A 21,330-nucleotide genomic window follows, 5' to 3' on the forward strand; every position below is an offset into this window, starting at 1 on the left:
TTATCTTCTTGAGGAAACACTGAAGGCACAAAATCGCCAACTTCAGGAACTCAATCAGCAGTTGGAAAAAATCATCTGTGATCAAGCAGCACAGATTTCAGAATATACTACAGCACCAGAACAAGCTAATCAAGAGTGGCAGCATCTGAGTGCTATAAACCGTCAGCAAACTGTCCTAGTTGACGAACTGCTAGAGAACCAGTATCAATTGACCCAGTTTCTAGAAAGGATGCCTGTGGGTGTGGCTGTGTTTAATGATAAGGGGGTACTAGAATTCCTCAATTATAAGGCGCGGCAGTTATTCGGTAAGGGAGTCGTGCCATTAACTACAGCTGAGCAAATGCCAGAGGTTTATCAACTTTATGTTGCCGGAACCAATCAGCTATACTTTGCTGAAAAATTAGTTGCTGTAAAGGCATTAAAAGGTGAAAACGCCACCCTGGATGATCTGGAAATCCACCAAGGAGAAAAAATTATCCCTATAGAAAGTTGGGGAACACCTATCTTTAATGAATTGAGCAACATTGCCTATGCTATCGTAGCTTTTCACGATATCACCCAACGCAAAAAAGCAGAAGCAGAACACCTACGCTTGAAGCAGGAATTCTCCCAAGTCAATCAAGCTTATGCAAGCTTTGTCCCCCATCAGTTTCTCCAATTATTGAACAAACCAAGCATTACCGATGTTCAATTAGGGGATCATGTTCAGCAAGAGATGTCGGTGCTATTTTCCGATATTCGCTCCTTTAGCACCCTATCGGAAAGTATGACACCTGAGGAAAATTTTGAATTTATCAATACCTATCTTTCTCGTATGGAATCTGCCATCAATGGAAATCATGGCTTTATTGATAAATACATGGGGGATGGGATTATGGCTCTGTTTAACGAAAGTGCTAATCATGCGGTCAACGCCGGAATTGCTATGCTAAAATCCCTAGCTGACTATAATCAATCTCGGCGAAGCTCAGGACACCCAGCCATCACCGTTGGGATTGGCATCAATACTGGTTCGTTGATGGTAGGAGCAGTGGGAGGAAAAAATCGGATGGATAGCACTGTCATCAGCGATGGGGTCAATTTAGCGTCTCGTTTAGAAGAATTAACGAAACGTTATGGGGTGCCGTTATTAATCACTCAGCATACTTATTGGAAGTTAGATAATCCCTTAGCTTATGCCATTCGCTTGATTGATCGGGTACCAGTCAAGGGGAAATCGGAAATGGTGACAGTTTATGAAATCTTTGATGCCGATAAACCTCAACTGCGAGAAGGGAAGTTAATTACTCGCAGCAAATTTGAACAAGCCTTGGTACTTTATAATCTCCATTATTTCTCCAAGGCATCAGTTCTGTTTCAGGAGTGTCTACGCTTGAACCCAGGAGATAGTGTAGCACAAATTTATCTTGGACAATGTCAACTTCATACTCGTCTCTCTGGAGTGACTAAAAAGATGGGTTTCAAGCCCCGTCCTTCTAGGACGGCTTTCAAGTAATGTGCTAGAATAAGAGAGTGGCCTAACACAGACAGGATTCGTCGGTACTGTCATAATTTCACGACGTAAAGCGATGTTAGCACTTGAGGCGCGAAAAACCTCATTAAAAACGTATGGATCCTAACAGATACCGACAACCAGTAAAGCAAACTTTGAAAACAAAAGTACCGTGGGGCACACGGAAACTGAGGAAACTCAACGCTTAGGGAGACAAGCCCACTGGGGTTAGTTAAATTAGGCTAGATGTTTGGTTTTTAACGGGCATTTGGCTTAAATATTGCCTTTGACGGATAGCTAATTTTAAGGCATGTCGAGGAACTAAGAATCCCCGTTCTTACTTCGGCGCGGAGTGTCAATAAAATCAAGCAACACTTAAAATCTAGTTGACAAAATTTTGATTATGATTTAATACACAAACCTAACAACACACTGTTGTTTTCTAGTCTGCGCTTCAGTTAGAGTAAACCCCAGATAAGGCAAGGCTTTTAGCTAAAGGCGCGAGAAGCCTTTAGCTAACTTGGCATCAAGTTAAAGATTCACCGTTGGATGTAGAAGATGCCAATTTTTCCAATTGCTCCTGCTGGTCTTGGCTAATGCAAGATTGAATCACTCCCTCCAAGTCCCCCTCCAGCAAAGGAGCGAGGGAATAATTTTGACCCAGTCGGTGATCGGTGACCCGATTATCTTTGTAGTTGTAGGTGCGGATTTTCTCAGAACGAGCCCCTGTACCAACTTGGGAACGCCTCATCGAGGTCACCGCTTCCTGTTGTTCCTGTAACTTGATCTCATACAGCTTAGCCCGGAGAATTTGCATGGCTCGCTCTCGGTTTTGTAGCTGAGATCGTTCTTCTGTACAAAAAATGCGAATTCCTGTAGGTTTGTGGTACAAATCAACTGCCGTTTCTACTTTGTTTACGTTCTGACCACCAGCACCACCAGAACGGGCTGTAGAAATTTCGATCTCCTTGGGGTCTATGTCCACATCCACGTCATCAACTTCTGGCATCACGGCTACCGTTGCTGTTGAGGTGTGAACTCTACCGCCAGCCTCAGTCACAGGTACTCGTTGGACTCGATGAACCCCAGCTTCAAACTTTAGCTTGCTGTAAACTTGCTCTCCCTGAATTTCTAATATCGCTTCTTTGAAGCCTCCCATATCCGCCAGAGACTCACTCAATAACTTTACTCGCCAGTTTTGACTTTCGGAATAGCGTGAGTACATTCGTACCAAGTCCCCTGCCCAGATACTTGCTTCATCGCCACCAGTTCCTGCCCGAATCTCTAGCATGATATTCTTTTCATCATTCGGGTCTTTAGGCAAGAGTAATATTTTAAGTTCTCTTTCCAGGTGCTCTAGCTTGGTCTGGAGTTCCTCAACTTCCAGAGCTGCCATTTCTTGCAATTCTGGCTCACCAGTGGATTCTTTAAGGATTTGCCGTGCTCCTGCCAACTCCTCTTGGGTTTGCTTCCAGTTGTCGTAGGTAGCAACAACTCCTTCTAGGGAGGAACGAGCTTTTGCCACTCGTTGCAACTCATTGGGGTCAGTGGCGATATCTGGATCAGCCAGACGCCTTGTTAATTCATGGTAGGTTTGCTCGACAGAGTTTAGTTTTTCCAGCAGGTAGGTTTCAGCCATGGTTTATGCGATCGCTCTCTTGAAATAGCCTCAGAAGTTAGGAAGGATGAAGTATAAATTTATGAATTATGAACTGGGAAGTATTAAGTGGGAAATTTAACTCCTAACTGTTTATCAAGTTTTTAGTCAACCTTAAGTTAGCCATCGCTAAACCCATTTCATCCTTCATTCCTCCTGGTTCATCTTTTCTCCTTCATCCTTCACCCTTGAACGTTAGGAGCTATTTCTTTGTCCCATCAGAGCTAGCTGTATTTTCTGCACCATCCAGCATCCCATATTTCCGCATAAAGCGTTCAACTCGCCCTTCCGTATCAATAATTTTCTGGGTTCCTGTGTAGAAGGGATGATTACCAGACCAAACATCTACGTGAAGTTCTGGCTGAGTTGAGCCAACGGTCATCACAACTTCCCCGTTGCAATAGACTTTGGCTTCTGGGTACCACTCTGGGTGAATATCTGGTTTTGGCATAGTTCCTCCTTTGCTTTGTATTTTACTATATAATTAGCTAATTTTACATTGCTAATTGTTAAATTATGGTAATGATATGCGCTACACCACAGGCTAGAAGCCTGTGCCGTACGCTACTTGAGGTGCTATCAGCCCCTTAGCAGTCAGCTTTTCAATCCTGTCAAACTTAGGCATGTGGCTTAATATTGCCCATACATTAGCTATTGTGGACAACCCTTAATCAGCTAATTTATTAGCTTATTTATTATTGCTTTTAGCTAAACGTTTATTCGGAATGGCTGATAGCTAATAGCTAAGGTCTGAATGCTTACAAATTTTTAATTACCATGTTGAATTTTAAATTAGCCAGCTGATAATTTATCGCTTCGAGTATTGGGGGGCTTTCCGAGCTTTTTTCAATCCATATTTCTTGCGCTCTTTTGACCGTGGGTCACGAGTCAAGTAGCCTTCTATTTTAAGAGGTTGGCGGTTTTCTGGGTCTAGTTCGCACAAGGCTCTAGCCACCCCTAGACGCACAGCATCAGATTGTCCCGTTAAGCCACCACCGTGGGCATTGACTAGGATATCGTACTCATTTTCCAAACCTAAGGTTTCCAAAGGTGCTTTCAGGCTGGCTAGGTACATGGGGTTAAAGTTAAAGTAAGCGTCCCCTGGACGTTTATTAACAATCAACTGACCGCTACCGGGAACCAAACGCACCCTAGCAACTGATGACTTACGACGACCAGTTCCCCAGTAAACAGCGCGACCTGCTTGTTCTTCTGCTTGCATTGGTTTTAGCCTCCTGGAATTGTTTTAATAGTTAGTTCTTGGGGTTGTTGTGCTTCATGGGGATGGGTCTGACCAGTGTAAACTTTCAGCTTCTTGAAAAGTTGGCGACCCAGAGAGTTTTTAGGTAGCATACCCTTGACAGCTTTCTCGATAATTCTTTCGGGTATACGTGCTTGCAATTGGGCAAAGGTTTCTGTCTTCATACCCCCAGGACGACCGGAATGACGGCGGTATAGCTTTTGTTCGCGTTTTCTGCCAGTGACCATAACTTTTTCGGCATTGACAACAATCACAAAGTCTCCAGTATCCATGTGGGGGGTGTAAGTAGGTTTGTTTTTACCCCGCAGAATGATGGCAATTTCACTGGCTAGTCGTCCTAGACGTTGGTTGGTGGCGTCTACAACGTACCACTTTTTTTCGATTGAGTCTTGAGTTGGGATGTGGGTTTTTTCCATCGGTTCAATTAATATCAGGTTTACGGTTGGGTTGAAACGTTGTTCGCGTAGCGTGGCCTTTTGGCCAAGCTTGACAGGTTGTTCTAGCCCAGGGATCCCTTGTCAGTTAGTAGGTTGACAGGTTAAAAGGTTGACTATTGACAGATTCAGTGACCTTCAACCTTGTTACCTGTAACCTTCAACCGGTCAATTGAGGTAGTATAAATTTGGGTTGGGTATCATACCATATTTCTGGCGGGAAGGGGCATTCTGGGTAGCCAACCCTTAGCAAGCACAAGCCTTTGGCTGGGGAAGCGTATTTCACCTTGTCCCGCTGTTGGTTAACCCAGATGTCAGTAAACTGTTCTGGGGTTAGCTTCCCTATTCCCACTTGTACTAGCATTCCTACCAACAGACGCACCATACCATATAGAAATCCGTTAGCTTGAATTTCTATATGAATAAATGGTCCATTGCGATAACATTCGGCTGCTTGCACATTTACCCAGGAATGCGATCGCCCCGAGTTGCTTCGGTGAAAGGCTGCCAAGTGATGCTTACCCAGCAGTGGTTTTAAGGCTGCCTGAATCAGGGATTCATCAAGGGGAGCTTGATAATAGTGCCAACAAAAGGGTTGCACAAACAAGTTAGGGCAGGCGTCGGTATAGATTGTGTATCGATAACGACGCCAGATGGCACTAAACCGAGCATGCCAGTCTGGTGATACTAATGCTGATGCTCGGACTAAGATATCCTCTGGCAGTCTACTATTGAGTATGGCTGCCCAGCGATGGGCTGGTATGGGACCTGTGGCATTAAAATGAGCGACTTGGGCAGCAGCGTGAACCCCTGTATCAGTACGACCAGCACCATATAGGGTTATGGCTCGCTGTTGCACGGTGGACAGAACTGTTTCGATTTCCGACTGAACACTGCGATGCTTTGGTTGTCGCTGCCAGCCATAAAAGTTATTACCCAGGTATTGAATAACCAGGGCAATTCGCTGGATAGCTTTAGCATCGTTGGCAGACATCATGGATTAACGATTAACAATTGACATTTTTAATGGTTAATTGCTTTAATGGTTAATTGCCTCAGACTAGTTCAATAATAGATATTTCAGCATTATCACCACGACGCCGCACCGTGCGCAGAATTCGGGTATATCCGCCATTGCGATCGCCATATCGCTCGTTCACTCCAGCAAAGAGGGAGTGAACTAACTTTTTGTCGTAGAGATAGGCAATTGCCCTACGTCGGGATGCCAATGAACCATCCTTGGCCAGGGTAATGATTCGCTCCACCTCCGAACGAATGGCTTTTGCCCGAGCTTTAGTGGTAGTGATTCGACCATGACGCAGTAATTCAGTGGTCAGGGATCTCATCAGAGCCCGACGTTGATCTGCTGGCTTGCCCAGTTTTGGCACACGACGCCCGTGACGCATTTTTTAGCTTCCTCCTTTTTTTTGAACAAGATTTGCCTTTATTCCTAGGGTTTAGACTAGCTACTTGCGTGCTTCTCCAGTCCCTTAAGTTTAATTGTTGTGGTTAAGTCTTAGCGGATTTTTCGTGGGGCAGTGTAATTCCTAGACGTCGTTGCAGAGCTTCAATCACTTCTTCAGCCGACTTTTGACCAAAGTTTTTGATTTCTAGGAGGTCTTCCTGACTATAATCGAGCAAATCGGATACAGAATTTATCTGTGCTCGTTTCAGGCAGTTGTAAGCCCGAACCGAGAGTTGTAATTCTTCGATCGGGATTTGGCTGGTGGGATCGTCATCATCACCATAGTCATCTTTAATAGATTCTAGATTAATCTCCTTAAGAGGATTGAACAGATCGACCAGGGTACCAGCCGCTTGAGATAGAGCTTCTTGGGGAGTTATACTACCATTGGTCCAGACCTCTAAACTTAAGCGATCCTTTTCCAGAGCACCATCAATGCGAGTATTTTCAACGCTGTAATTTACTTTAGTCACCGGCATGAACACAGAGTCAATCTGGAGGAAATCTACCGCTGTTGATTCATCATGCCCCCGTTCCACAGAGCGATATCCTGTACCTTTTTCGATGCGGAACTCCATTTCCAGCTTAGCCCCTTCTGCTAAGGTAGCAACATACTGACCTGGAGCAATAATTTCCACCTCCGAGGGCAAATCAAACTGAGCAGCTCTCACAGTGGATGGCCCAGTAATCATCACTCGACCTATCTGAGGTTGAGAGGTGTAGCTTTTTAGGACAACTTCCTTCATATTCAGCATAATTTCCAGGACATCCTCTCTGACTCCCTCAATTGTGGCAAACTCATTGTTTACGCCAGCAATCCGGACAGCCGTCACTGCTGCCCCTTCTAGGTTGGACAGCAAAACTCGTCTGAGGGCGTTGCCAACCGTTGTGCCTTGACCACGTTCGAGAGGCTCTAGGACAAATCTGCTATACTGACTTTGGTTCTTCAGTGTTTTGGATTCTACACACTCAATCTGAAACTGCGCCACAGAGTGACCTCCCTCTATTCATAAGACCCCTTTAACCGAATACAGGTTGAAGGGATAGTAAGCCAAAGGGTAAAAAGGGTAAGAAGTTCCTGATGAACCTCCTCCTTTCAAGCTACTTTCCTTTCAACCTAACGGTCGCAAAAAATATACTCTTATACTCGACGCCGTTTGGGTGGACGGCAGCCGTTATGAGGAATTGGAGTTACATCCCTGATTAGGGTGATTTCCAGTCCGGCTCCTTGCAGGGCCCGAATAGCGGTTTCTCGACCTGCTCCTGGTCCACTCACCATCACTTCCACCTGACGCATACCTTGGTCTATGGCTCGTCGGGCAGCACTGTCAGCAGCGGTCTGAGCAGCGAAGGGAGTTCCTTTTTTTGCCCCCTTAAATCCACTAGAGCCAGCTGAAGCCCAAGAGACTACATCCCCTTTGGTGTCAGAAATGGTAACGATAGTATTATTGAACGTAGACTGGATGTATGCTATTCCATTGGGTACATTGCGTTTCTGCTTTTTTGTACCACCTTTTTTTGTTGGTCGCGCCATGTCACTTGACTTTACTCTATGGGTGATTGATTATCTTGGGGTTGAGTAACCTGTACAATTTTTTCGAAAGTCTTTTGTCCAAAGTCCTTTGTCCAAAGTGACTAACAGAAGGTCTCCTGGCAGTTACTTTTGACGAATGACCAATGACAAGAAAGCTGTGGTGGATAGTTGGGCTGACTAGAGCTATTACTTCTTAGCCGGTGCTTTTTTCTTTCCAGCGATAGTCACTCGTCTACCGCGACGGGTACGGGCATTAGTGCGGGTTCGCTGTCCTCTCACGGGCAGTCCCATGCGATGACGACGTCCGCGATAGGTACCAATATCTACTAGGCGCTTGATGTTCATTGACTGCCAGCGCCTTAAATCCCCTTCCACCTGATAATTTTTTTCGACAGCTGCTCTGAGGGCAGCCACCTCCGCATCGGTCAAATCCTTAACCCTCGTATCTGGGTTAACTCCTGTTGCTGCTAAAATGTCTTTAGACCGCGACAGACCGATTCCATAAATGTAGGTCAGACCTATTTCTACACGTTTATCGCGAGGTAGGTCTACACTGGCAATCCGAGCCACGCTTGGTTCTCCCTTGACTGAAGTTTTGTGCTACAAATTAAATGTATGGATTAAGTGTATGGATTTGAGATTTATCCCTGACGCTGTTTGTGCTTGGGATTGGGGCAAATTACCATAACTCGACCGTGGCGTTTAATTACGCGGCACTTCTCACACATTTTTCGGACAGATGGTCTAACTTTCATGTCTTTTTTTTCTGGACATAATGCAGTTGGTTATTATATCTTTTTTTTTGTTGACTTGTCAAATTTAACTGATTTTTAATAAAACAGAAGTCACTGCTAGTTTTACTTCTTACGCAGGCGGTAGGTAATCCTACCTTTGGTTAAATCGTAGGGGGTTAGTTCAACTTTGACCCGGTCTCCAGGCAGAATTTTGATGTAATTCCGACGGATTTTACCGGAAATATGAGCTAGGACATTAAAGCCATTGTCCAAGTCAACCCGGAACATGGCATTCGGCAGGGATTCGGTCACCGTGCCTTCCATTTCAATTAAGTCTTGTTTAGCCAACGTGTTTTAACCTCAATACAACTATCCCCCTAGGTTCTAAATTTTGATTATTTAATTCAGGGAGTCTTAACATATTTTATCAAATCCAAAATTATACCAACTAAATGACTTTGCCACCAAATTTGGAGTAGCGGGGTGAGGGAAGCATTTTTCCCGTGGGCTAGCTCAAAGCATAGGTTACACCGGTCGAACCATTATAAGAACCATTAGTCTAAATTAGTCGTATTAGGCTAATGGTATTAGCTACAATAGGGTCAGATGATGGCTGACCTGCCGGACGCAGGGGGTTTCCGCGCTTAAGCACGGGCTTAACCTAAAATCATTACCCTAGAACCTGTTTAATCGATTCTGTGACTTGCTCTAAGGAGAGATCACCATTAATAGATTTTAAAGCTGAGTGTTCTCGGTAAAATTCCACCAAAGGAGCTGTTTGATGGTTATAGACCTCAAGACGTGTGCGGATAGTTTCCTCATTATCATCTGTACGTCCCTCCTTACGACCCCTTTCCAATAGTCTGTTGATCAAAACCTGATCTGGAACTTCCAGGTTGATGGCACCATCCAAAGTTTGGTCAAGCTCTTGCAACAGGTCATTCAAGAAATGGGCTTGGCTGACGTTACGAGGAAAACCGTCTAATATCCAACCCTTTTGAGCATCGGGTTGATTTAGGCGATCGCGGATCAGATCTATGAGCAACTCGTCAGGCACCAATTCTCCCCTATCCATATAGGACTGAGCTTTTTGACCCAGGAGGGTTTGAGCACTAACAGCCCCTCGCAAAATTTCCCCGGTTGAAATGTGAGGAATCCCTAGTTGTTCAGCCACAATTTTGGCTTGAGTTCCTTTACCTGCTCCTGGAGGTCCTAAAAAGATTAATCTTTTCATGTGTCATGTGTCATGGGTGATGTGTCAGTTGGTTTTTGTCCTAGGTAATGAACAAAAACCAACTGACCCGAAAATTTGAGGTTCATTCACCGAAAAAAGCTGCTGCTTCCAAAGCCCAATGATTTTACTGCTTGACCATACCTTCGTAACGCTGGGAAATCACGTAGGTTTGAATTTGCTTGGCTGTATCGATGGCAACTCCCACCAAAATCAGCAACGATGTGGCACCTAATCCTCTAAATGTGGTTACACCAGTGGCGCTTTCGACTGCAGTTGGTACTACAGCTACCAGTCCTAGGAAAATTGCTCCTAATAAGGTCAGTCGGTTCAAAACTCTCTCTATATATTCACTGGTAGCTCTTCCTGGTCGAATACCAGGGATACTTGCCCCCATTTTCTTCAAATTCTGGGACATATCTACTGGGTTGATAATCAGGGAGGCGTAGAAGTAGCTAAAGAACAAAATCAACACTAAATAGACAGCAACATAGACCCAAGGAGTTTGACCATTGGGGTTGAGATAATTGGCAATCTGAATTAGGACTTGATTGATTGGGGCTAACAATCCATTGCTATTTTCGCCACTAGTTATGCCAGCTAGAGATGTGGGTAGGATTAAGACGGCTGAGGCAAAGATAATTGGCATCACGCCACCTTGGTTTAGCCTTAGGGGCAAATAATTTTTCCGCTCCCGGTAAAGGCGCTTACCAACTTGACGTCTGGCAGTAATAATCGGAATGCGTCGGCTGCCTTCTTGCACAAACACAATACCGACAATCATTACTAGGAAAACTAACAGCAGCACAATTACCTTACCCACGGTTTCTCTACCACCGGTCTGAGCCAGTTCAATGGTTTGACCCAAGGTGCGGGGCAAAACAGCAACAATATTGACAAAAATCAACAGTGAAGCTCCGTTGCCAATGCCTCGTTCAGTAATTAACTCTGATAACCACATCACGAACATAGAGCCAGCCGTGAGGGCAAGGACAGTTTCAAACACGAAGAATGCGCCTGGTTCAACAGCAAACCGCTGTGCCCACAACGATAAGCCAATACTTTGAATCACAGACCAGCCTAGGGCAACATAACGGGTAATCTGACCGATTTTTCGACGCCCTGCTTCACCTTCATTTTTCTGCAAATTTTCTAAAGCAGGAATTGCTGCGGTTAGCAGTTGTAGGATAATCGAAGCATTAATATAAGGCAAAATTCCCAAGGCAAAGATCCCTAGGGCGGAAAAACCACCACCAGAGAAAAAGTCTAAAAGACCGACAAAGGGGCTATTCTGCAGTTCTGCTGAAAATCTGGCTCGATCAATTCCTGGTACAGGAAGAAAGACACCCAAGCGGGCTAAAATCAACAAACCAACGGTGACAAGCAGCCGACCTCTAAGGCCAGCCGCTTGAGCCATTTGCATAAACGTCTCTTGAGCAGTTGGGGCTTTGTCTCGACTGACAGTCATTTAAGGTACCTCTTGAAGATACAGGAGCATAAGGGCTAAAGGGGTTACTTAGCTATAACTTCCCAGCTGCCACCAGCCGCCTCGATTTTTTGGCGGGCACCACTTGTAAAGGCAGCAGCTTTGATATTGAGTGGCACATTCAGCTCCCCATCACCGAGTAGTTTCAATGGACCATCATTGGTGGTGACCAAACCTGTCTCCAACAATGATTCCAAAGTTACCTCAGTATTGGCGGGAAGTGATGCCAACTTACCTACGTTGATTGTAGTGTAATGTTTGGGGTTAATTACCGTAAAGTGTTTTAACTTGGGAATACGGCGATATAAGGGCATCTGACCCCCTTCAAAACCAGGTCTTGTCCCTCGACCTGAACGGGATTTTTGACCACGCATTCCAAAACCGCAGCTAGCCCCTTGACCAGCAGCAATGCCACGACCTACACGGCGTCGGCGCTTTTTGGAGCCTTGTTTGGGGACTGCATCATTTATTCTCATCGTTTTTTGTAAGGATAAAAATGTTTTTTTTTGATTGACGGCTGACGCTAAACCGTCAACCTTGAGCATATTACTTTTATTTCTACCTACCTGGTTTTTAATTTATGCATAGATTTGTTCAAGGGGAATGTCCCGTTCTTGAGCCACCTCTGAAAATGTGCGCAGGGAATCAAGAGAGTTGATTGCTGCTCTAGCATTATTGAGGGGGTTATTGGAACCAAGCTGTTTAGCTAAGACATTTTTAACTCCAGCTAACTCAAGTACTGTGCGCACAGCACCACCAGCAATCACCCCAGTTCCTGGAGCAGCAGGTCGCATGATCACTTTGGCTCCTACAGCCCTACCTCTAGATGGGTGAGGAATGGAATTAGTTTTGGTTAAGGGTACATCAATGAGTTGCTTTTTGGCATCAGCAACTCCTTTACGGACAGCACCAATTACATCACTGGCTTTGCCTACACCAACCCCCACTTGACCTTTTTCATTACCTACAACTACGATGGCGCGGAAGCTCAATTTTTTGCCCCCTTTGACCACCTTACTAACGCGGCGGATTTGGATAACCCGCTCTTGCCAATTACTTTCTTTTTCTTTAGAGCGGTTGTTTTTTCTACGATTTGCCATAGTTCGCTATAGATTAAATCATGAATGATAGTAAGTAATCAAAGATTAGCTAATTTATCGCTGCTAACTCTTAACTAATTGCAATTGTCAGTTCTCAATTTTTAATTAGCATTTACTAAAAATCTAGCCCTGCTTCACGAGCAGCTTCTGCTAAAGCTTTGACACGACCATGATATAGGTAGCCCCCACGGTCAAAGACCACTTTCTTGAGACCTTTTTCTAGTGCTCGCTGGGCCACCAACTGACCCACTTTAGCTGAGGCTTCACAAGTGGCTCCAGATTTGAGTTCAGATCTCAGAGCTGGTTCTAACGTTGAAGCTGCCACTATGGTATGTTGCTGATTGTCATCGATAACTTGCACATAAATGTGCTCATTAGAGCGAAATACAGCTAATCTTGGGCGTTCAGCAGTACCACTGACTTTCCGGCGTACCCGCCTATGTCTGTGTCGTATAGATTCTTTTCGAGTAAGTTTCATAGTTTACTTCTTACCTGCTTTACCAGCTTTACGTCTGACTATTTCACCGGCATATCGAATGCCTTTACCTTTATAGACTTCTGGGGGTCGAACTGCACGAATTTTTGCAGCTGTGTTGCCTACAACTTCTTTGTTGATGCCACTGACAATCACGTTGGTGTTGTTTTCAACTTTGACTTCAATCCCCTCAGGAGGAACGATCTCCACTGGCTGGCTGTAACCAACGTTTAAAATTAGATTTCGACCTTTCACTTGAGCTCGATAACCGACTCCCTGAATATCCAAACGTTTTTCAAAGCCTTTGGAGACTCCCTCAATCATGTTGGCAACCAAAGTGCGAGACAAACCATGACTTTCACGGGCGGTTCGGGTTTCTTCGCGCCGGGAAACCTGTACAGTTTCATCGACTTGCTCAGCTTTAATTGTATCTGGCAAAACCCACTCCAGTTCACCTTTGGAACCTTTGACCTTAACCTGTTGACCGTCTATTGTTACAGTAACTTTACTGGGAATTGGTATAGGGCGCTTGCCAATACGTGACATAAAATAATCCTCCTAACTAAAGAAGTATGAACTATGAAGTATGAAGTATGAAGTATGAAGTATGAACCATGTCATGAATTGGTTAATCAGCTAATCCGATCAATCCTAGGTTGTTATCGAACCGTTGGGCATATACTGATCTGGCTGCTCGAACTGATGCTCTAAGCTACAGGGGCTTTCAGCTGATACCTGGCAAGCCTAGATTTTTAAGTAGCGCGTCAGCTGACGGCTCTTAGTATATCCTTCATCCTTCATGCTTCATCGTTTACCATACGTAACACAGAACTTCACCACCAATTCCCCGACGCCTTGCTTCCCTGTCGGTCATGATGCCATTAGAAGTAGAGATAATAGCAATCCCAATCCCTCCCAAGACTCTTGGCAGTTCTTTACGGTTGGAGTAAACTCGCAATCCCGGTTTACTCACCCGCTTCAGGGCTCTGATAATTGGTTTGCGATTGTTGCCCTTGTATTTTAGGGAAACAACTAAGTATCTTTTGACCCCTTCGCCTGCTTCCTCAAAATCAGTAATAAAGCCTTCTTCTTTGAGTACTTGGGCAATCGCCCGGGTCATTTTAGTTGATTGTACATTTGTTGTTTGATGCCGAACCAAGCAGGCATTTCTAATGCGGGTCAGCATATCTGCAATTGTGTCGTTTGCCGGCATTGTTCCTTCCTATGATTACAGGCTTATTTCTCCCGGAAAGGCATTCCCATCTCTTTGAGTAAGGCGCGACCTTCTTCGTCAGTGTTGGCAGTGGTGACTATGGTAATATCCATACCACGAATCTGATCGATGCTGTCGTAGTCTACTTCTGGAAAAATGAGTTGCTCTCGCACCCCAAGAGTGTAGTTACCACGACCGTCAAAGCTTCTAGGGCTAAGACCCCGAAAGTCCCGAATTCTTGGTAGGGCTAAGTTAATTAGCCGCTCTAGAAAGGAGTACATACGCTCTGAACGGAGGGTAACCGTGACACCAACAGGCATCCCAGCACGGATTTTAAAACCCGCGATCGCTTGTTTTGCTCGTGTGACCACCGGTTTTTGACCGGTGATGATCGCAATTTCGCTTACCGACGATTCCAGAGCCTTGGCATTTTGAGATGCCTCTCCTAATCCTCGGTTAAGACTAACTTTGACTAATTTCGGTACTTGATGAATGTTTTTGTAACCGAATTGCTCTTTTAATTTGGGGACTATTGTTTCCTGGTATAGGATTTTTAACCCTTTTGTCATAGTTTTTTTCCTTTGATTTCCCTGGGCTTGGTCAGGGCAATTGTCATTAGTTATTAGTCATTGGTGCTCATTAGCCATTAGTAACTGCCAAGAGTAATTTTTTTGTTACTTTTTTGATTACTGAGGACTAAGGATTAAGGACTAGGGACTAATTAGTCAATAATCTCACCAGTTTTTTTGAGCATCCGCACCTTACGACCCTCATCGGTAAAGGTATAGCAGATGCGGCTGGCAATTTTTTCTTTATTCGAGTAAAGCATAACGTTGGAGCTATGGATTGGAGCTTCAAACGTAGCAATTTGACCTTTATCACCTTCCTGTTGAGGCTTGACATGCTTAGTTTTGACGTTAACTCCTTTGACTACTACCTTGCTAATTTTGGGTAGCGTCCGCAAGATTTCTCCAATTTTGCCTTTATCTCGACCGGCAATCACTTGTACCGTGTCGCCCTTTTTAACGTGCATTTTGTAGCGTAATGGGGTATCAGTTTGTGCCTTCTTGTGTTTACTTGGCATCAGAGTACCTCCGGAGCAAGGGATATAATTTTTGTGAAGTTTTTCTCTCGCAGTTCCCGCGCTACAGGGCCAAAAACCCGGGTACCTCTGGGATTGCCATCTGCGTTTATGATTACTGCTGCGTTGTCATCAAAGCGAATACTCATACCGCTTTCCCGACGTAGGCCCTTGCGGGTGCGCACAATCACAGCCCTAACTACATCTGACTTTTTGACCCCCATATTTGGAATGGCATCTTTGACCACACCAATAATTACATCACCCACACCACCGTAGCGCCGATTTCCTGCACCAATAACGCGGATGCACATTATTTTTCTGGCTCCACTGTTGTCAGCAACGTTTAGGTAGCTCTCTTGTTGAATCATCAGTGTTCCTCCTCTAATAGAGTAATCAGTTATGAGTTAAACGAGTTATGAGTTAAACCTTGGTAAGTTTCCAATTCCTAAAGGATTTTCTTCCGAGATCTCACGCACATTTGTAGGTCGTGGAGAACCCACATCGACTAGGGTTAACTCGCTATTTTGAGGAACTACTGACGATTTCAGCAACCATCCAGCGTTTGGTACGACTCAGTGGTCGTGTTTCTATAATCCGAACGCGATCGCCTTCTTTACATTTATTTTCCTCATCATGAGCTTTGTATCGCTTGGTACGCACAACAATTTTGCCGTACTTTGGGTGGGGAGACCGATTTTCAATAGCCACCACCACAGTTTTGTCCATTTTGTCGCTGACCACCAGGCCAACTCTCTCTTTTGCTGCCATAATCTTTCCTATTCGTCTGATTCTGATTGTGGGGTATCACTTTGTTCTGATTGTGGGGTATCACTTTGTGAGGTATCTGTTGATTCTTTCTGAGCGAGTTGGCGTTCTCGTTCTACTGTCATTAGCTGAGCGATTCGGTGCTTCAGATGCTTAAACTGGTGAGGTTTTTCTAAGCGTTTGGTTGCCTTTTGCAGGCGCAAGTCAAACAACTGACGCTTAGCTGCTAAAATTTCCTGCTCCAGTTCGGCATCGCTCAGGCTTCTAGCATCTTCTATCTTGGGCAGAGCCATAGCTTATACCTGTTCCCCTTCACGAGAAATGAACTTCAATTTAATCGGAAATTTGTTAGCAGCCAGACGCATGGCTTCCCGAGCCACCTCTTCGCTTACCCCAGCGATTTCATAGATAATCCGACCGGGTTTAACTACTGCTACCCAAAACTCTGGGGAACCTTTTCCAGAACCCATACGAGTTTCTGCTGGACGCATGGTGACTGGTTTATCTGGGAAAATTCGAATCCAGATTTTGCCACCACGACGAACGTAGCGGGTCATTGCCCGACGACCTGCTTCGATTTGGCGGGAGGTAATCCAAGCTGGTTCTGTGGCTTGCAGCGCATAATCACCAAAGTTAATGGTACTGCCACGAGTGGCCATACCCTTCATTCTTCCCCGGTGCTGTTTGCGAAATTTTGTTCTTTTTGGACTTAACATAATTTGTTCTTTGTTAATTGAAAATCGAAAACTGAAAACTGACAATTAACAAGCAAGCAATTTTAAAATGACTAGTTACTAATGACTAGTCATTTGACCGGTCTTCAAACTGCTGGCGGCGTTTTGGCTGACGGCGACGAGGTTGAGCTGTGTTAGGGGTAGGCTTTTCTTCTTGACCGGGAATCACTTCCCCTTTGAACACCCAAACTTTAATGCCCAAAATTCCATAAATGGTTTGAGCCGTTTTGTAGGAATAGTCAATATTTGCCCGGAGGGTATGGAGGGGAACTCGTCCTTCACGAGTCCACTCGCTTCGGGCAATTTCAGCTCCATTTAACCGACCACCTACCTGAACTTTAATGCCTTGGACATCAGCCCGCTGAGCCCGCTGAATTGCTTGACGAACCACTCGTCTGAAGGAAACTCGGCGCTCTAGTTGTTGGGCAATGTACTCGGCAATTAGGGTAGCATCTGCATCCACCCGCGATACTTCTACAACGTTGATGCGAATTTGACGACTGTTGTGCAGGGCTTTTTGCAGACCGACACGCAAAGACTCAATACCACTGCCACCACGACCAACAACTACCCCAGGTCGAGCTGTATGAATTTCTAAATCAATCTGGTCAGCTTTGCGCTCAATCCGGATGTCAGAAATTCCAGCATTATTGAGGTTTTTCTCAACATATTGTCTGATTTGGTAGTCTTCCTGCAACAGAAGCGGATAACGCTTTGAGTCGGCAAACCAGCGAGAGCGATGCTCTTGCGTGATACCTAGCCGAAAACCAATTGGATGTATTTTCTGTCCCACTGTTCTTTTCTTTCCCTATTATCGAGCCATAGCGCTATTAGTGTTTGCCCTTGGTAATTCTCAATTAACTCACTAACTAATCATCTACTTCTGGAGAAACAGCCACTGTGATATGACAGGTTGGCTTGCGAATCTGATAAGCACGACCTTGAGCCCTTGGTCGATATCGCTTCAAGCTTGGTCCCATATCCGCAAAAGCTTTAGTGATGTATAAGCTAGCCGGGTCAATACCTGAATTGTGTTCAGCATTGGCAACAGCGGAGCGTAGTACTTTCAATACTGGTTGGCAAGCCCGGTAGGGCATGAATTCCAGAATGATCAGAGCTTCCCGATAGGAACGCCCTCGAATTTGGTCAAGTACTCGCCTGACCTTACTTGGAGACATTCGAATGTAGCGTGCGATCGCTTTAGTTTCTGCTGTAGTGTCTATCGCCATCGTTCCATCATTTGCTTTCTTTATAGCTACTAACTACTGAACTAATCACTTTAACGACGGGCCTTACCATCCTTAACATGTCCCCGAAATGTTCGAGTCGGGGCAAATTCGCCCAGCTTATGACCTACCATCTGCTCATTGATAAAAACTGGTACATGTGTCCGCCCGTTATGAACGGCAATGGTGTGACCTACCATCTGCGGCACAATGGTTGAGGCTCTTGACCAGGTTTTAATCACCTGTTTTTGGCCTTTAGCATTCAAGGTTTCAATCTTAGTCAGAAGACTATCGGCTATAAAAGGACCTTTTTTTAATGAACGACCCATAATTCAACGCTCGTTAGTTTTTAGTTGTTAGTTGGTAGTTAATAGTTGCTAGTTTGTAGTTAGTAGTTGCTAGTTACAACCTTTAACCTGCTAACTTTAACGTTCAACTCCTTAAGAATCGCGACCGCCGCGCCCTCGCTTCGAGGATTTCCGCCTACGCCGGACAATTAAAGAACTACTTTGCTTTTTGACCTTACGAGTTTTGGCTCCCAAGGCTGGTTTACCCCAGGGGGTTACTGGACCACTTCTACCAATCGGAGCTCTACCCTCACCACCGCCATGGGGGTGATCTACCGGGTTCATTACACTGCCCCGTACTTGGGGACGACGGCCTCTATGTCGATTGCGACCAGCTTTGCCTAAACTCAAGTTTCTCGCTTCAACATTACCGACCTGTCCAATAGTGGCGTAGCATTCTTTACGCAACATCCTGACTTCACTAGAGGGCAGCTTTAGGGTGACATAGTCACCTTCTTTTGCTTGCACTTGAGCAGTTGCCCCGGCAGCACGAACAATCTGTGCTCCTCGCCCTGGGATCAGTTCAACGTTATGCACGTTTGTGCCTAAGGGAATATCCTTTAGGGGCAAGGCATTGCCTATTTCGATGGGAGAGTCAGGCCCAGATATGATGCTTGACCCCACTTCCAAACCCACAGGATGCAAGATATATCGCTTTTCCCCATCTTGATAGTAGAGGAGCGCAATCCTAGCATTCCGATTGGGGTCATACTCAATTGCTGCCACTTTTGCTGGAATATTGTGCTTATCCCGGCGGAAGTCAATTACCCTGTATAGACGCTTATGTCCGCCACCGCGATGGCGACAGGTAATAACACCGCGATTATTGCGACCTTTTTTACGATGCTTAGACTTGGTTAGGGATTTTTCTGGCTCAGTCCGAGTAATCTCAGCGAAGTCTGAGACAGTACCCTGACGAGTGCCTGGGGTATATGGTCGATAGCTACGGATGCCCATAACAAGTATTTTTTAATTAGTTTGTCTTGACTAGTTTGTCTTGACTAGTTTGTCTTAACAATTGACAATCTACCAATTGGCAATTAACCAAATTAATAATTAGCATTTAGCAATTAGCCAGTTTTATACGTCTGGGAATAGAGTAATGGAATCTCCTGGAGCTAGGGTAACAATCGCCCGTTTGTACTGGGGTTTGTAACCTACAAATCTTCCCACTCGACGCTTTTTACGTGGCGGACGTAGGGTATTTACTGCCACCACTTTTACTTCAAAAAGACTTTCAATCGCGGCTCTAATTTGTGGCTTTGTCGCTTTGATAATCACATCAAAGACATACTTGTTCTGCTCCATCAGTAGGGTCGCCTTCTCAGTCACAATTGGGCGAATCACCAAATCAGCAAGGTCACGGGGGTTATACTCAGTCATTGTAAACCTCCTGAATTTTGGTAAGAGCCGTGTTAGTGGTCACGATTTTATCAGCGGCTAGGATATCATAGATATTCAAGTTGGTGGCATAAATCAACTTGACAGTTGCTAGGTTACGGACTGACAAATAAACCTTTTCTTCTGGCTGAGCTAGGATTATGAGAACTTTTGACTCAGGCTCAATTCCCCACCGACCAATTGCTGCCACCACATCCTTGGTTTTGGGTCGTGGTAGTTGCTCAACAAATTCCTCTACCACAATCAAATCCTCGGCTCGACTCATAAACGCTGTTCTTAGAGCCAAGCGACGCTCTTTGCGGTTCATTTTCTGGCTATAGTCTCTGGGTTTCGGACCAAAGATCACACCACCACCACGCCATAGGGGTGAACGATTCGAACCAGCACGAGCACGACCGGTTCCCTTTTGTCGCCAAGGTTTGCGTCCTCCACCTCTAACTTCGGAACGAGTTTTTGTACAAGCATTGCCTTGACGAGCATTGGCCATTTGTCTAACCAGTGACCGGTGAACAATGTGGGCAGCGTTTTCTTCTTTGGCAACTCGCATCTGGAGTGTTGCCTGCCCTACTTCTTCCCCTTGCCAGTTTCGCACTGAACAATCTACCATTTGTTCTCTCCTTCTTAGGGACCAAGCATTTAGCAATTAGCTGTTAGCTTTTCAGCACTCAGTGCTAGTAGTAAAAATAAACAGTTACATATACATCAGGCTTACACCTAACGATGAGGGAGCTAATTGCTTTTTCGTTCTGACTAACGTCCGACTTTATTAGTTGGTGCAATGCTCAATAGTGTCCCTGGTTTACCGGGAACTGCACCTTTAATCAGTAGCAAATTGCGCTCTGCATCTATCTTGACTAACTCAAGTTTGCGAATTGTCACCTTGGTACCGCCGTAACGACCAGCCATTTTCTTACCTGGATAGGTACGACCAGGGGTTGTCCCTGCTCCAGTGGAACCTGGGAGGCGGTGGTTTTTGGAACCATGAGCCATCGGTCCTCGCCTGAAGTTGTGACGTTTCTGATAACCGGCAAACCCGCGACCAATGGTTTTACCGCTGACATCGACAATTTGACCAATACTGAACATATCGGTATTGACTGGCTGACCCAGTTCAAACTTACTGCTATCATCCACGCGGTACTCACGTAGGTGGCGTAAGGGTGGGGCGCTGGACTTAGCCAAGTGTCCTATTTCAGGCTTAGTAATTGCCTTAGGCTTGACTTGGTCATAACCAATTTGAATGGCATTGTAGCCATCTGTCTGGTTGGTTTTTATTTGGGTCACAGTACATGGCCCTGCTTGGACGATGGTTACAGGAATCGCTCTTCCTTCATCATCGAACACTTGGGTCATACCGAGTTTGGTACCGAGGATACCGACAGACACGGGTTTCTCCTTTGTAGACATTGCAGCAGTCTGGCAGCAGGGATATTCACAAACCTGAATTCCCTTTGTGCCACAAACCTGGTCATTATAAACCTGGTCACTATTTATAGTGGATAAACCTCTCCTCAAAAAATAAGCAGAGAGCCCACTTTTATCTAGCTCGGCATGAGGGTCGAGCTAGATTATCCTTCAATTGCGTTTACTGGTCAGAAAAGGCTATTAAACTCGCCTGACTTCGCTGGGACTTAAGTTGCTAATAACTCAGTATCCCTTGATCCACGAAAGTGTAAGCACTTATTGACCTA

The 21,330-nt window shown here is 45.1% G+C and carries 32 protein-coding genes; 1 reads left to right on the forward strand and 31 read right to left on the reverse strand.

Annotation, left to right across the window (positions count from 1 at the left end):
* Positions 1-1,495, forward strand: a 1,495-nt coding sequence (locus F6K51_RS13085; protein WP_365939957.1) for an adenylate/guanylate cyclase domain-containing protein, incomplete at its 5' end; no start/stop codon positions are given.
* A gap of 523 nt (positions 1,496-2,018) precedes the next feature.
* Here F6K51_RS13085 and prfA read toward each other — a convergent pair.
* From prfA to rplC, 31 genes are all read right to left on the reverse strand, one after another.
* Positions 2,019-3,131 carry a peptide chain release factor 1 gene (gene prfA, locus F6K51_RS13090; RefSeq protein WP_293020879.1) on the reverse strand — a complete coding sequence of 371 codons (1,113 nt, stop codon included), beginning with the start codon at positions 3,129-3,131 and terminating at the stop codon, positions 2,019-2,021.
* 220 nt (positions 3,132-3,351) lie between these two features.
* Positions 3,352-3,600, reverse strand: coding sequence for a 50S ribosomal protein L31 (rpmE, locus tag F6K51_RS13095; protein ID WP_293020880.1), 249 nt, complete (start codon positions 3,598-3,600; stop codon positions 3,352-3,354).
* A gap of 357 nt (positions 3,601-3,957) precedes the next feature.
* Entirely contained in the window at positions 3,958-4,371 is a 414-nt protein-coding gene (gene rpsI, locus F6K51_RS13100; RefSeq protein ID WP_008191157.1) for a 30S ribosomal protein S9, read from the reverse strand.
* 5 nt (positions 4,372-4,376) lie between these two features.
* Positions 4,377-4,826 carry a 50S ribosomal protein L13 gene (gene rplM, locus F6K51_RS13105; protein WP_293020881.1) on the reverse strand — a complete coding sequence of 150 codons (450 nt, stop codon included), beginning with the start codon at positions 4,824-4,826 and terminating at the stop codon, positions 4,377-4,379.
* A 178-nt stretch (positions 4,827-5,004) separates the two neighbouring features.
* Complete coding sequence (gene truA, locus F6K51_RS13110) at positions 5,005-5,838, reverse strand: tRNA pseudouridine(38-40) synthase TruA (RefSeq protein ID WP_293020965.1); 834 nt, start codon at positions 5,836-5,838, stop codon at positions 5,005-5,007.
* Positions 5,839-5,899: 61 nt separating this feature from the next.
* Positions 5,900-6,250, reverse strand: coding sequence for a 50S ribosomal protein L17 (gene rplQ, locus F6K51_RS13115; RefSeq protein ID WP_293020882.1), 351 nt, complete (start codon positions 6,248-6,250; stop codon positions 5,900-5,902).
* Between the two features lie 103 nt (positions 6,251-6,353).
* Entirely contained in the window at positions 6,354-7,298 is a 945-nt protein-coding gene (locus F6K51_RS13120; protein WP_293020883.1) for a DNA-directed RNA polymerase subunit alpha, read from the reverse strand.
* A gap of 152 nt (positions 7,299-7,450) precedes the next feature.
* The gene (gene rpsK / locus F6K51_RS13125) at positions 7,451-7,843 is read right to left on the reverse strand and encodes a 30S ribosomal protein S11 (RefSeq protein WP_008191167.1); all 393 of its coding nucleotides are present in this window, start codon (positions 7,841-7,843) and stop codon (positions 7,451-7,453) included.
* A 186-nt stretch (positions 7,844-8,029) separates the two neighbouring features.
* Positions 8,030-8,413 (reverse strand): 30S ribosomal protein S13, encoded by a 384-nt coding sequence (rpsM, locus tag F6K51_RS13130; protein WP_008191169.1) that lies wholly within the window; start codon positions 8,411-8,413, stop codon positions 8,030-8,032.
* Positions 8,414-8,484: 71 nt separating this feature from the next.
* Positions 8,485-8,598 carry a 50S ribosomal protein L36 gene (rpmJ, locus tag F6K51_RS13135; protein ID WP_075895709.1) on the reverse strand — a complete coding sequence of 38 codons (114 nt, stop codon included), beginning with the start codon at positions 8,596-8,598 and terminating at the stop codon, positions 8,485-8,487.
* A gap of 102 nt (positions 8,599-8,700) precedes the next feature.
* Positions 8,701-8,925, reverse strand: a complete 225-nt coding sequence (infA, locus tag F6K51_RS13140) for a translation initiation factor IF-1 (protein ID WP_008191178.1) — start codon at positions 8,923-8,925, stop codon at positions 8,701-8,703.
* A gap of 322 nt (positions 8,926-9,247) precedes the next feature.
* Entirely contained in the window at positions 9,248-9,811 is a 564-nt protein-coding gene (locus F6K51_RS13145; RefSeq protein WP_293020886.1) for an adenylate kinase, read from the reverse strand.
* A 124-nt stretch (positions 9,812-9,935) separates the two neighbouring features.
* Positions 9,936-11,276, reverse strand: coding sequence for a preprotein translocase subunit SecY (secY, locus tag F6K51_RS13150; protein ID WP_293020888.1), 1,341 nt, complete (start codon positions 11,274-11,276; stop codon positions 9,936-9,938).
* Positions 11,277-11,320: 44 nt separating this feature from the next.
* Positions 11,321-11,770, reverse strand: a complete 450-nt coding sequence (gene rplO / locus F6K51_RS13155) for a 50S ribosomal protein L15 (RefSeq protein WP_070390675.1) — start codon at positions 11,768-11,770, stop codon at positions 11,321-11,323.
* A gap of 102 nt (positions 11,771-11,872) precedes the next feature.
* Positions 11,873-12,394: a 30S ribosomal protein S5 gene (gene rpsE, locus F6K51_RS13160; RefSeq protein WP_008191187.1), complete on the reverse strand. Its 522-nt coding sequence runs from the start codon at positions 12,392-12,394 to the stop codon at positions 11,873-11,875.
* A gap of 115 nt (positions 12,395-12,509) precedes the next feature.
* Positions 12,510-12,872, reverse strand: a complete 363-nt coding sequence (gene rplR / locus F6K51_RS13165; RefSeq protein WP_008191189.1) for a 50S ribosomal protein L18 — start codon at positions 12,870-12,872, stop codon at positions 12,510-12,512.
* A gap of 3 nt (positions 12,873-12,875) precedes the next feature.
* On the reverse strand, positions 12,876-13,415 hold the full coding sequence (gene rplF, locus F6K51_RS13170) for a 50S ribosomal protein L6 (RefSeq protein WP_293020891.1): 540 nt from the start codon (positions 13,413-13,415) through the stop codon (positions 12,876-12,878).
* 265 nt (positions 13,416-13,680) lie between these two features.
* Positions 13,681-14,082, reverse strand: a complete 402-nt coding sequence (gene rpsH, locus F6K51_RS13175; protein ID WP_293020892.1) for a 30S ribosomal protein S8 — start codon at positions 14,080-14,082, stop codon at positions 13,681-13,683.
* Positions 14,083-14,105: 23 nt separating this feature from the next.
* Entirely contained in the window at positions 14,106-14,651 is a 546-nt protein-coding gene (gene rplE, locus F6K51_RS13180; protein WP_293020893.1) for a 50S ribosomal protein L5, read from the reverse strand.
* 152 nt (positions 14,652-14,803) lie between these two features.
* A complete protein-coding gene (rplX, locus tag F6K51_RS13185; RefSeq protein WP_293020894.1) occupies positions 14,804-15,166 on the reverse strand; it encodes a 50S ribosomal protein L24 in 363 nt (120 codons plus the stop codon).
* Positions 15,166-15,534 carry a 50S ribosomal protein L14 gene (gene rplN / locus F6K51_RS13190; protein WP_070390681.1) on the reverse strand — a complete coding sequence of 123 codons (369 nt, stop codon included), beginning with the start codon at positions 15,532-15,534 and terminating at the stop codon, positions 15,166-15,168. Before rplN ends, rplX begins: the two co-directional genes overlap by 1 nt.
* A 151-nt stretch (positions 15,535-15,685) precedes the next feature.
* Complete coding sequence (rpsQ, locus tag F6K51_RS13195; RefSeq protein WP_293020895.1) at positions 15,686-15,934, reverse strand: 30S ribosomal protein S17; 249 nt, start codon at positions 15,932-15,934, stop codon at positions 15,686-15,688.
* Positions 15,935-15,942: 8 nt separating this feature from the next.
* Positions 15,943-16,224: a 50S ribosomal protein L29 gene (gene rpmC, locus F6K51_RS13200; protein WP_293020896.1), complete on the reverse strand. Its 282-nt coding sequence runs from the start codon at positions 16,222-16,224 to the stop codon at positions 15,943-15,945.
* Positions 16,225-16,227: 3 nt separating this feature from the next.
* On the reverse strand, positions 16,228-16,647 hold the full coding sequence (gene rplP, locus F6K51_RS13205; protein WP_071102180.1) for a 50S ribosomal protein L16: 420 nt from the start codon (positions 16,645-16,647) through the stop codon (positions 16,228-16,230).
* An 85-nt stretch (positions 16,648-16,732) separates the two neighbouring features.
* Positions 16,733-17,458, reverse strand: a complete 726-nt coding sequence (gene rpsC / locus F6K51_RS13210; protein ID WP_293020898.1) for a 30S ribosomal protein S3 — start codon at positions 17,456-17,458, stop codon at positions 16,733-16,735.
* Positions 17,459-17,534: 76 nt separating this feature from the next.
* Positions 17,535-17,894: a 50S ribosomal protein L22 gene (rplV, locus tag F6K51_RS13215; RefSeq protein ID WP_071102182.1), complete on the reverse strand. Its 360-nt coding sequence runs from the start codon at positions 17,892-17,894 to the stop codon at positions 17,535-17,537.
* 50 nt (positions 17,895-17,944) lie between these two features.
* A complete protein-coding gene (gene rpsS, locus F6K51_RS13220) occupies positions 17,945-18,220 on the reverse strand; it encodes a 30S ribosomal protein S19 (RefSeq protein ID WP_071102183.1) in 276 nt (91 codons plus the stop codon).
* 111 nt (positions 18,221-18,331) lie between these two features.
* Entirely contained in the window at positions 18,332-19,195 is an 864-nt protein-coding gene (gene rplB, locus F6K51_RS13225; protein WP_070390685.1) for a 50S ribosomal protein L2, read from the reverse strand.
* Between the two features lie 123 nt (positions 19,196-19,318).
* Entirely contained in the window at positions 19,319-19,621 is a 303-nt protein-coding gene (locus tag F6K51_RS13230) for a 50S ribosomal protein L23 (protein WP_075895721.1), read from the reverse strand.
* Positions 19,614-20,246, reverse strand: a complete 633-nt coding sequence (rplD, locus tag F6K51_RS13235) for a 50S ribosomal protein L4 (RefSeq protein WP_075895723.1) — start codon at positions 20,244-20,246, stop codon at positions 19,614-19,616. Before rplD ends, F6K51_RS13230 begins: the two co-directional genes overlap by 8 nt.
* A 143-nt stretch (positions 20,247-20,389) precedes the next feature.
* Positions 20,390-21,025, reverse strand: coding sequence for a 50S ribosomal protein L3 (gene rplC / locus F6K51_RS13240; protein ID WP_293020901.1), 636 nt, complete (start codon positions 21,023-21,025; stop codon positions 20,390-20,392).
* Between the last annotated feature and the right edge of the window lie 305 nt (positions 21,026-21,330).

The organism is Moorena sp. SIO3I8, assembly GCF_010692325.1.
Taxonomy (GTDB): Bacteria; Cyanobacteriota; Cyanobacteriia; order Cyanobacteriales; family Coleofasciculaceae; genus Moorena.